Source organism: Romboutsia faecis (assembly GCF_014323405.1).
Taxonomy (GTDB): domain Bacteria; phylum Bacillota; class Clostridia; order Peptostreptococcales; family Peptostreptococcaceae; genus Romboutsia_E; species Romboutsia_E faecis.
Genome location: NZ_JACRWE010000002.1, coordinates 375,804 through 389,615 on the forward strand (window position 1 = coordinate 375,804; position 13,812 = coordinate 389,615).

Here is a 13,812-nt window from a genome sequence, read left to right on the forward strand (position 1 = left end):
TATTATGCATAAGGAAACTTTAGATAAATTAACGAACGCATCAAAAAATAAAATTAATATGCTTAATAATAGTAAAGCAAAATATCTAATATCAGCAGCTTTTGCAGGATTATATGTAGGATTAGGAATTATTTTAATATTTACAATAGGAGGTATCTTAACTAATTCAGGCTCCCCTATAACTAAAATAATGATGGGAGTTTCATTTGCAGTAGCATTAAGTTTAGTTATTATGACTGGAACAGAATTATTCACAGGGAATAATATGATAATGACTGTAGGAACTTTAAATAAAAGAATAAGTTCAAAAGATATGTGCAAGGTATGGATTTATAGCTATATCGGTAATTTATTAGGATCAATATTAGTTTCAGTTTTATTTGTAGGAAGTGGGTTAGTAAGTAAAGGTCCAGTAATGGAATTTTTTGCAACAATATCTATAGCAAAGGCATCTACTCCATTTATACAACTTGTATTTAGAGGGATACTTTGTAATATATTAGTTTGTGTAGCTGTATTATGTTCTTTCAGAACTAGTGATGATAGTGCTAAATTAATAATAATTTTTTTATGTTTGTTTACATTTATAACTAGTGGATTTGAACATAGCGTAGCAAATATGACTATTTATGCAGTATCTTTAATATCATCATCAGTACAAGGGGCTACATTAGCTGGTGCAATGTATAACCTAGTGGCAGTAACGATTGGTAATATGATTGGTGGAGTATTATTTATGGGAACTGGAGTTTATATACTTGGAAGTGAAAAAGCTAAAGCTAATATGAAATCAAAAGCTATATAATATAAAGACTGACGCCATATGGCGTCAGTTGTGTTTTATTAAATAATTAATTTTCGTAATATATAGACTGGACATCTCTATATGGGAAAACTTTAACTTCTGAAGCATCTAAGTCTTCATTATGCATATTGATAATGGTTATTTGATTATTATAGTACGTATTATAATAATAAGTTCCTTTTTCAAGACACATAGATGACTTGTATAGTGTTATATCATTAAGGTTTGCAGGTGTTACAACAGAACCTCCAACCATAGAAACATTGGCTAAAATATGGAAAAATGCAGTGACTCCAGATAATTCATCTTTATTAAGTGCTATATGACTTTTAAAGTATGAAGTTCTTACGAATCTTGAAGCTGGAGAAAAGTCTCCTGGTAATCCGCATAATCCAAGACCTTGGCCTAATGGTATAAGTTCTTGCTTATGCCATATAGCTTCTGGAGGTTGAGTAGAAGTTAATCCCATATATTGTCTTAGATTAGTAATATGCCAATCAAAAGTTGGAGAGTTTGTTAGAATTCCAATTTTATTATCATAAACATTTAATTTTCCTTTTACTTTTTCTATTACTATACAATCATCGTTCTTATCGTACACAATCCAATGTAGTGTTGGAAGTGGAGTGGATTGAGAAAAAGGTACACTTACTATGTTAAGATTTCCTAGAGCTTCTTTTACTTCTGATACTTTTTCAAAATTACTTAAAACCCATAATATTAAATCATAAGGTCCGATATTAATCTTACCATCTATTATATTTTCTTCATAAGAAGCATAACCTGGAAAATTTAATCCAGCACATGCCAATCCTTTTTCATTAAAGGCATCAGCCATCATAGGATGACCTTCCATCATAGTTCCCATTCCTAATATTGCATATTTGATTTTATTTATATCTTTTGTAACGACATTATTCCAAGTAAAGTTTCTTGGTATAAAAAGTGGAGATTGATTAAAAGAATACTCGATATCCATAGATCTACCAAATAAATGGTATCCATCATTAGTAGTAAGAGTTAAACCAGTACACATGCTTAACACATCCTTTGTTGTAAAATAAAATACATATTATAAATTATCTTATGGAAAAAGTAAAAAAATATTTATGGGAAATAATGAAAAGGATTGCACTTTATAGTAATACACATATGTAATAATTAAACAAAAACTAAATTTTATTATATATAGAAACGTAAAAGGTATTTTACAGTTAGTAAAAAAGAGTAAAAAAATAAAAAAATTTAGTAAATATATGAAAACGTTATTGTTTGAGTAAATCTGCTGTGTTATTATTATATCAGAGTGACAAAAGAAAGAAAGGGGAGGTAAAAATGAAAAATAATATAATAGAAATATTTACTAAAGTTTATGGTGATAGAGAGGGAACTAGAGTATTCTTCTCTCCAGGGAGAGTAAACTTAATAGGGGAACATACTGATTATAATGGAGGAAATGTATTTCCTTGTGCATTAAGCTTTGGTACATATGGAGCAATAGCTTTAAGAGATGATAAAACAGTTAGAATGTACTCTGAGAATTTTGAAGATATAGGAGTTATAACTTTTAATATAGATGATTTAAAAAATGAAGAGAAACATGATTGGGCTAATTATCCAAAGGGTGTTATAAGTATATTAAGAAATCATGGATATGATATAAAGCAAGGATTTGATATGGCTGTATTTGGTAATATTCCAAATGGAGCAGGGTTATCATCATCAGCATCACTAGAACTTTTAATGGGTGTTATGATTGATGAGATATTTAACTTCAACATAGACAGAGTTGAACTGGTGAAGTATTGCCAAGAAGCAGAAAATAAATTTATTGGTGTTAACTGTGGTATAATGGATCAATTTGCTATAGGAATGGGAAAAGAAGATAGTGCAATTTTACTTGATTGCAATACTTTAGAATTTGTATATAGTAAAGTTGATTTAAAAGATGAAGTCATAATAATATCTAATACAAATAAAAGAAGAGGTTTAGCTGACTCTAAATATAATGAAAGAAGACGTGAATGTGAAATTGCATTATCAGAACTTCAAACTAAGTTAAATATAAAATCTTTAGGAGCGGTTACAGAAGAAGAGTTTGAAAATAATAAGCATATTATAAATGATGGAACAATATTGAAGAGAGCTAGACACGCAGTTTATGAAAATCAAAGAACTTTAAAAGCTGTTAAAGCTTTACAAAATAATGACATAGAAACTTTCGGAAAACTTATGAATGAATCTCATATATCTTTAAGAGATGATTATGAAGTAACAGGTAAAGAATTAGATACATTAGTAGATTTAGCATGGAAACATGAAGCTACAATAGGAGCAAGAATGACTGGTGCAGGATTTGGTGGATGTACAGTTTCTATAGTAAAAAAAGCCATGGCAGAAGATTTCATAAATGCTGTAGGTAAAGGGTACAAAGAAATAATCGGATACGATGCAGATTTCTATGTTGCAAATATAGGGGATGGAACACGAGAAATATAATAAACATAGTCAATGTAAGTATATAGTAAGTATTAATGAAAAATAGATATGTATATTAGATAGGGGGAAATTAATATGATATTAGTATGCGGTGGAGCTGGATATATAGGTAGTCATGCAGTAAGACAGCTTATAGATAGAGATGAAGAAGTTATAATTGTGGACAATTTAGAAACAGGTCATGAGGATGCTATACATCCACTAGCTAAGTTCTATAATGTAGATATAAGAAATGAAGAAGAATTAGATAAAGTATTTGAAGAAAACAGAATAAATGAGGTAATACATTTTGCAGCTAATTCTTTAGTTGGAGAAAGTATGACAAATCCTTTAAAATACTATAATAATAATGTTCATGGAACAGAAGTACTTCTAAAGGTTATGATAAAGCATAATGTCAAGAAAATAGTGTTTTCTTCAACTGCAGCAACTTATGGAGAGCCTAAGAATATACCAATACTTGAGAGTGATTTAACTAATCCAACTAATGCATATGGGGAAACTAAATTAGCTATGGAAAAAATGATGAAATGGGCAGATATATCACATGGAGTTAAATATATATCTTTAAGATACTTTAATGTAGCAGGAGCTCATGAAAGTGGAGAAATAGGAGAAGACCACAATCCAGAGACACACTTAATACCATTAATTCTTCAAGTACCATTAGGAAAGAGAGAGTTTATATCAATATTTGGAGATGATTATGATACTCATGATGGAACTTGTATAAGAGATTATATACATGTAACTGACTTAGCTGACGCTCATATATTAGCAGTTCATAAGTTAAGAGAAGGTTATGATAGTAATATTTATAACTTAGGAAGCGGAAATGGATTTACTGTAAAAGAAATGATAGAAGCTGCCAGAAACGTAACAGGACATCTAATACCAGCTAAGGTATGCGAAAGAAGACCAGGAGATCCTGCTAAACTTGTTGCAGCATCTCAAAAGGCAAGAGAAGAATTAGGTTGGGAACCTAAATTTGAAAATGTTGAAGCTATGATATCTTCTGCTTGGAAGTGGCATCAAAGTCATCCTGAGGGTTTTTTGAAATAGGCCGTTTCGGGTAGGTATTTCAGAAAACTTATCGGAGTGGATTTTATAGGGGGAGAATAAAATGATTAATATACATAGAGAATTTGAAAGACTTGTTAATTATGGATTGAAGCATAATCTATTTGAAAAAGAAGATAAGACTTATATAAGAAACTCTCTTATAGACCTTTTTAAATTAGATGAATATATATTTGAAGAAGTAGAAGATGAAAACTTAGAAAATGTTACACCTATATTGGATAACATATTGGATTACGCTTATGAAAATGGTGTATTAGAATCGAATTCTCCTGTTTATAGGGATTTATTGGATACTAAGATAATGAGCTTACTTATGCCAAGACCTTCTGAGGTTATAAGGGAGTTTAATCTTAGATATAAAGATAGTAAGGAAAGTGCTACTGACTATTTTTATAATTTAAGCAAGGCATGTGATTATGTTCGTACTGATAGAATTGCTCAAAATATTACTTGGAAGACTGCTACTGAGTATGGTTATATAGATATAACTATAAATTTATCTAAGCCAGAGAAGGATCCTAAGGCTATCGCAGCAGCTAAGAATATGAAGAGTGCTTCTTATCCAAAGTGCTTATTGTGTAAGGAGAATGTAGGATATGCCGGTAGAGTCAACCATCCTGCTAGACAGAATTTAAGAATAATACCTTTTACGTTACAAGGAGAAGAGTGGAATCTTCAGTATTCGCCATATTCTTATTATAATGAGCATTGCATAGTATTATCTAGTAAACATGAGCCTATGGTTATTAACAAGAATACTTTTGATAGAAATTTAGAGTTTGTTGAAAAATTACCACATTACTTTATAGGTTCAAATGCAGATTTACCTATAGTTGGTGGATCGATACTTACTCATGATCACTATCAAGGAGGCAGATATGAATTTGCTATGGCAAAAGCTGAAGATGTATACAAGTTTGAAATAAAGGGATATGAAGATATAAAAATATCCATTGTGAAATGGCCTTTGTCAGTAGTTAGAATAAGTGGAAAAGATAGAAATAAACTTAGTGAGTTAGCTGAAAAGATATTAAATCACTGGAGAGATTATTCTAATGAAGAGGTAGGTGTTTATGCCTATACTGATGGCACACCTCATAATACAATAACTCCGATTGCTAGAAAAAGAAATGATAAATATGAGTTAGATTTAGTTTTAAGAAATAATAGATGTGATGATGATCATCCAGATGGAATATTCCATCCACATAAAGAGCTTCATCATATAAAGAAAGAAAATATAGGACTTATAGAGGTTTTAGGACTTGCAGTATTGCCAGCTAGGCTAAAGGATGAGTTAGCTAAAATAAAAGAATGTTTATTAGATGAAAATAAATCTAGTAAAGTTGAAGAAGATGAAAGTTTAAAGATACATTTAGATTGGTTCAATAGTATAAAGTCTAAGTACAATAACTTAAATGTAGATAATATAGATACTATAATAGAAGATGAAGTAGGTGCAGTATTTGCAAAAGTACTTGAGCACTGCGGTGTTTTCAAATGGGATGAAGTTGGAAAGAAAGCAATGAAAAAATATATGGATGATGTAAAATCATACATAGAAGGTATATAGGTGAAGCTTATGAAGTACACTAAGAATGTCCTAAAAGTTATAGATGATAAAGAGATAATATCTTACAATGTATCTGGAAAAAATGGATTTGAATTTGAGATACTTAACCTTGGTGGAGTTATAACAAAGATAATGACGCCAGACAAAGATGGTAACTTAGAGAATATAGTTTTAGGATATAAAGATGTTGAGAATTATATAAAAAATCCATTTTACTATGGAGGCCTTATAGGTAGGACGGCTGGAAGAATCTATGAAGGTAAGGTTGTTATTGAAGGTAAGGAATATGATTTAAATAAAAATTATAATCCGCATCAAGGACATGGAGGGTATATAGGTTTTAGTCATAAAATATGGGATGTAGATGTATTAGAAGAAAATGATAATATAACTTTGAAGTTATCATCTAAATCTTACGATAATGAAGAAAATTATCCCGGAAATGTAGATGTGGTAGTATACTTTAAAATTTATGAAGATTATAGAATAGAAGAAATTTACGAAGCTGTAAGTGATAAAACTACCTTAGTAAATATGACTAACCACAGTTATTTTAACTTAAGTGGCAATATAAAAAGACCTATAACTGAGCAGTATTTAAAAGTGGATAGTAATAGTATATTAGAGCTAGATAATACCTGTGTTCCTACAGGAAAAATTGTAAACGTTGAAAATACTCCATTTGATTTTAGAGCTATAAAATGTGTAGGGAAAGATATAGATGATGAACATGAACAAATAAAAATAGGAAACGGTTATGACCATGTATTTTTATTAGATGATGGTAATAACATATATATAGAAGATAGAGAATCAAAGAGAACTATGTCCATAACTACAGATCAAAAAGCTGTTGTGATATATAGTATGAACTCTGATGATGAACTTGAAGCTTACACAGGAGAAAGGCCAAAGAATAGATTTGGAATATGCTTTGAAACACAAGCACCGCCGATAGGAAGAAACATGTGTTTTATAGATGATTCTATATTAAATAAAGGTGAGATATATACACAAAAAACTATTTATCAGTTTTCAGTTAAAAATTAAAGTATAATATACGTACAAGCTATGATTTAAGAATTTAAAATTCTTAAATCATAGCTTGTTTTATATTTAGGTAAAAAATAGTTTTATTTTAGTAGTCAATTAAAACTAGACTCATCTCTATTAAAAATATAATAAGGAATATAAATTAAAGTTGTTAATCCAAGAAAAACTAATATACTCAAAAGATTATAGCTAGAAAAAGTGTAAACATAATTTGCACCAATAAGTTTATTTAAAAGGAATATAAATGAAAAATAAATTCCACAAGCCAACAAGTTATCTAGTATTGCATGTTTATTAAGTTTAAATTTTCTCACTTGTACCATGTAAACATTAGCATAAAGTAAAAGTACATTAGAAAAGATATAGACTAGATGAAGAAAGTTAGGAAAATCGTAAGGTACATATTTGAAGAAAATTAAATCTCCTATTGAGCAAACTAAACTCCAAGAAAAATACACATTAAATAATTGATACTGTTTAAAAAATAGGATGGCAATGCAAATATATTCAGCAAATCTGCAAATATCAATAGGTAATGAACTTAGAGTAGAATAATTATTAACAGATAAAATAAATGCTTGTTCAAATACAATTTCTAAAATCATAAGTATACAGATAACTTTTTCTACAATATAGCTATAAGGTAGTAAATTTTTAGTCAATTTTGGAGAAAAGTATAAGAACAAAGCAAAGAAAAAAAGTACAGTTAAGTGGTCCCTAGAAAAAAGAAAAGTATTAACCATATTATCATTATCTCCTATTATAAAATTATATGTATTTATATATGTATATTCATAGTATTCTAAATTGATATATGAAAATCCTATATATACATTATATTTTTTTTTAGAAATAATAGAATATAAAGTCATGGTAAGTAACAAAAAAAAGCTAACCTAATAAATTAATAGTATATAGAAAAAATCATTTTAAGGAAGTGGATAATTTGTATAGGGGAAATAATAAAATCTGTGTTGATTGTGGCAGCCAATATTGTCCATGTCATCTAGCATATACAGGAGATTGTATAAAATGTAGCTTGATAAGAGGAGAAAAAACATGTGACTGTGCATGGCAAGGGATATGTGTTTATAATGAGGTACAACATAGTAACGAAAAATTAGTGAATGAGAGAAAAGAATATTCTTGCGATATACTTGAGAAAAGTGAAATAGCAGAAGATTTATTTTTAGTTAAAATAAAGATACCTAAGAATTTAGCAAAACACTTATGTAGTCCTGGTGCTTACGTTTTATTAAAAAGCAAAAATAGAGAAAGTGCAATTTTTAACACACCTATATCAGTGATGAATGTGGACGCAGAAAATAGCATACTTGAAGTTGTTATAAAGCAAGTAGGAATAAAAACTAAAACTTTATTAAACTTTGAAGATGCTATAGTTAAGGGTCCTTATTTTAATGGGATTTTTGGGGTGGATAAAATATGTAAAATTAAAAACTCAAATTGTTTAGTTGGATTAAGCGGATTATCTCAAGTGAATTCTATCAATGTAGTAAGAAAACTATTAGAGAATAAAAATACAGTAGAAGTATTTATTAATAAAAACTCAATAATATTAGAAGAAGTTACTGAAAAGTTAAATAATCTAGGCGTTAATATTCATATTATAGATATAGAAGAAGATAAAAACTTCATCTTAGACTATATAAAGCGAAATAATGTAAGCCTTGTTTATAGCGGTGGATATAATAATTTTAATAAATATATGAAAGAATTAGTAGATAGCGTAAATAAGGAGATTGAATTAGCTATAGCAAATAATAATTTAATTTGCTGTGGAGAAGGTATTTGTGGAGCATGTACTGTGAATTTAAATGGAGAAAGAGTCAAGTCTTGTAAAGCTCAAATTAACAGTAGAAATTTACTAGACATTCTATGATTCTATATTTTAGGGGGAGATACTAATGGCTACAGTTGTTGTTATAGGTGGCGGCTGGTCTGGTTGTGCTGCTGCTATAGGTGCAAGGAAAGCTGGTTGCGAAGTTATTTTATTAGAAAAAACAGATTTACTATTGGGGTTAGGTAATGTTGGTGGAATAATGAGAAATAATGGAAGATACACTGCAACAGAAGAATGCATAGCTCTAGGAGGAAAGGAATTATTTGAAGTTACAGATAAGTACACTAAGCATAAAGGAATAGATTTCCCAGGACATGAACATGCAAGTATATATAATGTAACTAAAATTGAAAAACCAATCAGAGATTTAGTTAGAGGTATGGGTATTGATGTGAGGTTCTTTAGTAGGGTTATTGATGTTGAATTAGATGGTAATAAAATAAGAGCAGTAGAATTAGAAGATGGAGAGAAAATATATGGAGATGCATTTGTAGAAACTACAGGTTCATCTGGTCCTATGGGAAATTGTACTAAGTATGGAAATGGTTGCGCTATGTGTATACTAAGATGTCCATCTTTTGGTGGCAGAGTAAGTGTTACTTCTAGATGTGGTATTGAAGATATGATAGGAAGAAGGAGTAATGGTGACTATGGTGCATTTAGTGGTTCAATGAAATTATTAAAAGAATCATTAAGCGAAGAAATACAAAAAGAATTAAATGAAAAAGGATGTGCAGTTGTGCCTTTACCAGAAGAATTAAGAAATGAAGAAAAATTAGACATAAAGGTATGTCAACAATATGCACTTCCAGCTTTTGCAGAAAATATAGTTCTTATAGATACTGGTCATGCAAAATTAATGTCTCCATTTTTTAATTTAGAAAAATTAAGAATGGTTCCAGGCTTTGAAAGTGCAGTTATTGTTGACCCATATTCTGGAGGTAAGGGTAACTCTATAAGATATTTATCTGTAGCTCCTAGAGATAATTATATGAGAGCTAAAGGTATGAGTAATTTATTTGTGGCTGGAGAAAAAAGTGGATTTTATGTTGGTCATACAGAAGCTATATGCACAGGTTCATTAGCTGGTCATAATGCTGCAAGATACTGTGATGGCATGTATTTACTTCAACTTCCTACTAATTTATTGATTGGTGACTTTATTGCCTATTCTAATATTGAAATGCATAAGGAAGATGGAGATATGAAGAGATTTACTTTTGCGGGTAGCATTTATTTTAATAGAATGAAGGAAAAAGATTTTTATACTACTGATGTTGATGTCATTAGAAAGAGAGTAAAAGATGTAGGTCTAGAAGGTGTATATAATAAGAAAATAATTAAATAAATAACATAAACCACCTTAAAATGTATTGTATTTAAGGTGGTTTTATCTTTATTAAATAAATTATAAAAAATATGATAAAGACTGTTTACAATTTATAGATTTAATAGTCTTATAAATATAAGGCCTTATGAAATCTGGGGGAAGGAGATGCTATGAAGAATGACAAGATTATTGATTTGTATAGAAATCAATCGAAGATAATAGTATATTATCTCATGAAAAATGGATGCAATCTAGAAGATGCTCAAGATATAATGCACGATAGTTTTATAAAGGCTATTAAATATATTGATGGTGTAGATAATAATAAAATTTCATCTTGGTTATTTACTGTATCTATGAATACATATAAAGATTATATTAAAAAATCAAAGAAAAAAAATTATATTTTTATAGATAATGCCTATTTTTATAGTGAATTGGTAGATAATTATAATCTCTTAGAGGAATATTTGAAAAATGAAAAATCTAAAGACGTTCTGAGGGTTCTAAATGGAATGAAAGATGAGTATCGGTCAATTTTAATATTTAAATATGATATGGAGTTAAGTTACAGAGAGATTGGGTTACTTTTAGGATTAAATGAAAATGTTGTAAAGACTTATATGTACAGAGCTAGAAACAAGTTCAAGGAAGAATGGAGGAAAATTAATGAGCAAATTTGATGATGATTTTGAAAATAGTTTTAATAATGATAGTTTAGAAAAGACAGTAAAAAAAGCTAAGAGAAAAAGTTTTATAAGAAATACTTTTATAGTGATTATAACTTTAGTTGTATGTATTTTTATTAATTCAATTTATAATATAACCTCTATAAATAAGCTTGATGAAAGTTTAGATGAAGAAGTTGAGTCTAGTGTACCAACAGGATATATTAGCAAAGCGAATTATACAGCTGGAATTTTAGGAGGAAAAGTGGAGTACAATATATCTAAAAATATAGGAGGTAGAGTTGTTACTTTAGAAAATAAAACTAAAACATTCGGAATAAACCCTCCAATGGTAGGTTTAACTAAAGCATATCAAGATTTTGTAAATGATGATTCGTGGGGAGTTAATTTGTGGGATAATGGATATAGAAAGATGTTATTTTTCCATCCAAAAATAAAGTATAAGAAATATAAAAATGATTTAGCCAATATGGAAGATATGGATGATGAAAAAATCATAGAGATGGCTATATCTTTAGATAAGGCATATAAGATTGATGAAATCGTAGATATAGCTTTTGATTTAAGAAATCTTAGTACTAAATGGATATGGTTAGATACTTTTAATAAACAAGAAATGAATGAGTATAAGCAAGAAGTAAATGAATATGACCCAAAGTCATGTGGAATAAATGAATCTGAGGTAAAAGGTTTAAATTACGGATATAGTTATAACAATGGAAATATATATCAAGGAATTAATTATTTTAATGGAATTTATAATAATTGGATGGATAGTTTAAAAGAAAGCAGAAATAAAGACAGTAATAAGTTGTATGATTATTTGATTAGTGAGGGGAAGAAAAGCTCTAAGAATATAGAAATACTAGGATTTATAGTAGAAGGAAGTAAAGAAGAGTTAGAGTTATTGCTTGATAAATCTTATATAAAAGGCGCTACATTTGGGATTGCCGTTGACCCCCTATATTAATAAGATATTTACACCATAAATTAATCGATTATACTATCTAATTTTTTAGTTAATATAAAACAAAAAAGACTGTTTTCATTACAGTCTTTTTTAGATGTTTCTATATTGGGCTTATAAATAACGATTAAGTAAGGTGTAGTATTGTGAATTTATAAAAGTTGGAGGAACAAATTATAAAGTTCCTCCATTTATGTCAATTCCTAGTGTTTTGAAATAATATGTCGTTTCTTGATGATTATAAATAAATAATACAATAATATGACTAATTATGTCTATAATAAAAAATATTTTTTATATAAAAAATTGTTATGTATTAGATTATACTTATATTTCAATAGAAGATGATTTTTTATATATTTTATGTATATTTTTTAAGGTTAAGTTAAGGATAATTTATTATAATATAAAATATTGAGAAATAAGACATATACTCAAATATCTTAAATAAAAATAAGAAAAATATAAAAGGAGAAAACAACAATGAAAAACAGTAATAAAAAAAGTAAAAACCCAGTAGCTATAATAATGTATGTATTATCTATTCTTTTAGGTGTATACACAATCTTTACAATGTATAATTCATATACATACATATCAAGTCTTGTTGCACAAGGTCTTGTAATAAGTGATGAATTACAAAGTGTAATAAGTTACTGTGTAGGGGCATCTGTGCCATATCTATTCTATGCAGTATCATTCTGGTCAATAGGATATTTTATAAATAAAATAAACTATATATCAAGTGAGGTAAAAAAGTATAATAGTGAAGATAAAAAAGATAATGTTATAATAGCAGACCCTAGTGAAGATATAAGAGAAGAATCAATAATAACAGATGCTGATGATATACAAGGGTACGAAGAAGTTATAATAGAAAATTCTAATGAAGATACAAAGGAAGAAATGTAATTTATACTTCTATAGATAAAGTTTAAGTAGATTAGAGAAAAGCGTTAGCCTATTTATATATTGGCTAAGGCTTTTTTTATTATAAGTAAAGTAGATGCTGTTGTGGGAGCAAAATTATAAAGTTTAAATATGGAAAAGTTGTAAGTTATAGTTTTTATAGATTTATTATTATATTGACTTTCATATTGAAGAGGTATAAAATTAAAAAATAATCGGTCAACCGGCCGACTGATTACTTGGATAAATAGGAGGTACTTTATGAAAGAATATATTAGAGAACCGATAAATGGATTTACACATTTAGGAGGTGCGATTCTTTCCTTTGTTGGTTTGCTAGCATTAGTTATTAAAACTACATTAACAAGCCCTTTTGTTGTAGACATAGCTGCAGTAATTATATTTGGAATTAGCTTAATGTTACTTTATAGTGCATCCGCTACGTATCATTTAGTAATTGCATCTGAAAAAATAATCGCATTTTTAAGAAAAATAGATCATTCCATGATTTTTATTCTTATAGCAGGTTCTTATACTCCTTTTTGTTTGATAGGATTAAAGGGAGTTTATGGAGGGGTAGCTTTTAGCATAGTAGCTACAATAGCTGTATGTGGTGTATTATTTAAGATGGTTTGGTTCAAATGTCCTAGGTGGATATCTACATCTATCTACATAGGAATGGGATGGATATCTATATTTTTAATAAAACCACTTTTATATTCTATACCATTTGAAGGAGTATTACTATTGGTATTAGGAGGAATATTCTATACTATAGGAGCTATAATATATGGAATTAAACCAGAATCACTTAAGTTTAAAAGTCTAGGGTTTCATGAAATATTTCATATTTTTATACTATTAGGAAGCCTTTGTCACTTTTTTTCTGTATATGAATATGTCATATAAAATATTCTAATTTAATTAATTTTTATTTGAGTTGCATAACAAATTAAGATACATTGAATTTACAAAGGCAACTTAGAGCAAGCTAATAAATAATGATAATTATGAGTTTACAGGTTAATATAATAGTATATAGT

General features: G+C 28.5%; 13 protein-coding genes. 11 read left to right on the forward strand and 2 right to left on the reverse strand.

The window, feature by feature from the left end; translation table 11 throughout:
• The first annotated feature begins 4 nt into the window (after window positions 1–4).
• Entirely contained in the window at window positions 5–805 is an 801-nt protein-coding gene (locus H8923_RS05165) for a formate/nitrite transporter family protein (protein ID WP_153924243.1), read from the forward strand.
• A 46-nt stretch (window positions 806–851) separates the two neighbouring features.
• On the opposite strand, the gene bsh is transcribed toward H8923_RS05165, so the two are convergent.
• The gene (bsh, locus tag H8923_RS05170; protein WP_153924244.1) at window positions 852–1,841 is read right to left on the reverse strand and encodes a choloylglycine hydrolase; all 990 of its coding nucleotides are present in this window, start codon (window positions 1,839–1,841) and stop codon (window positions 852–854) included.
• Between the two features lie 299 nt (window positions 1,842–2,140).
• Between bsh and H8923_RS05175 the strand changes: the two genes are divergently transcribed.
• From H8923_RS05175 to H8923_RS05190, 4 genes are all read left to right on the forward strand, one after another.
• Window positions 2,141–3,304, forward strand: coding sequence for a galactokinase (locus H8923_RS05175; protein ID WP_153924245.1), 1,164 nt, complete (start codon window positions 2,141–2,143; stop codon window positions 3,302–3,304).
• A 75-nt stretch (window positions 3,305–3,379) separates the two neighbouring features.
• Window positions 3,380–4,366: a UDP-glucose 4-epimerase GalE gene (gene galE, locus H8923_RS05180; RefSeq protein ID WP_153924246.1), complete on the forward strand. Its 987-nt coding sequence runs from the start codon at window positions 3,380–3,382 to the stop codon at window positions 4,364–4,366.
• 61 nt (window positions 4,367–4,427) lie between these two features.
• Window positions 4,428–5,960: a UDP-glucose--hexose-1-phosphate uridylyltransferase gene (gene galT / locus H8923_RS05185; RefSeq protein WP_153924248.1), complete on the forward strand. Its 1,533-nt coding sequence runs from the start codon at window positions 4,428–4,430 to the stop codon at window positions 5,958–5,960.
• Window positions 5,961–5,969: 9 nt separating this feature from the next.
• Window positions 5,970–7,010 carry an aldose epimerase family protein gene (locus H8923_RS05190; RefSeq protein ID WP_153924250.1) on the forward strand — a complete coding sequence of 347 codons (1,041 nt, stop codon included), beginning with the start codon at window positions 5,970–5,972 and terminating at the stop codon, window positions 7,008–7,010.
• Between the two features lie 95 nt (window positions 7,011–7,105).
• Here H8923_RS05190 and H8923_RS05195 read toward each other — a convergent pair whose 3' ends face one another.
• Entirely contained in the window at window positions 7,106–7,756 is a 651-nt protein-coding gene (locus tag H8923_RS05195; protein WP_153924252.1) for a TMEM164 family acyltransferase, read from the reverse strand.
• 194 nt (window positions 7,757–7,950) lie between these two features.
• On the opposite strand from H8923_RS05195, the gene H8923_RS05200 reads away from it, so the two are divergent.
• From H8923_RS05200 to trhA, 6 genes are all read left to right on the forward strand, one after another.
• Window positions 7,951–8,913: a 2Fe-2S iron-sulfur cluster-binding protein gene (locus tag H8923_RS05200; RefSeq protein WP_408639058.1), complete on the forward strand. Its 963-nt coding sequence runs from the start codon at window positions 7,951–7,953 to the stop codon at window positions 8,911–8,913.
• 25 nt (window positions 8,914–8,938) lie between these two features.
• Window positions 8,939–10,222, forward strand: a complete 1,284-nt coding sequence (locus H8923_RS05205; protein WP_153924257.1) for an FAD-dependent oxidoreductase — start codon at window positions 8,939–8,941, stop codon at window positions 10,220–10,222.
• 152 nt (window positions 10,223–10,374) lie between these two features.
• Window positions 10,375–10,887, forward strand: a complete 513-nt coding sequence (locus H8923_RS05210) for an RNA polymerase sigma factor (protein WP_153924259.1) — start codon at window positions 10,375–10,377, stop codon at window positions 10,885–10,887.
• Window positions 10,874–11,863: an anti sigma factor C-terminal domain-containing protein gene (locus H8923_RS05215; protein WP_153924261.1), complete on the forward strand. Its 990-nt coding sequence runs from the start codon at window positions 10,874–10,876 to the stop codon at window positions 11,861–11,863. Before H8923_RS05210 ends, H8923_RS05215 begins: the two co-directional genes overlap by 14 nt.
• 480 nt (window positions 11,864–12,343) lie before the next feature.
• A complete protein-coding gene (locus H8923_RS05220) occupies window positions 12,344–12,772 on the forward strand; it encodes a hypothetical protein (RefSeq protein ID WP_153924263.1) in 429 nt (142 codons plus the stop codon).
• Between the two features lie 258 nt (window positions 12,773–13,030).
• Entirely contained in the window at window positions 13,031–13,678 is a 648-nt protein-coding gene (gene trhA / locus H8923_RS05225; protein ID WP_153924265.1) for a PAQR family membrane homeostasis protein TrhA, read from the forward strand.
• Window positions 13,679–13,812: the final 134 nt, after the last annotated feature.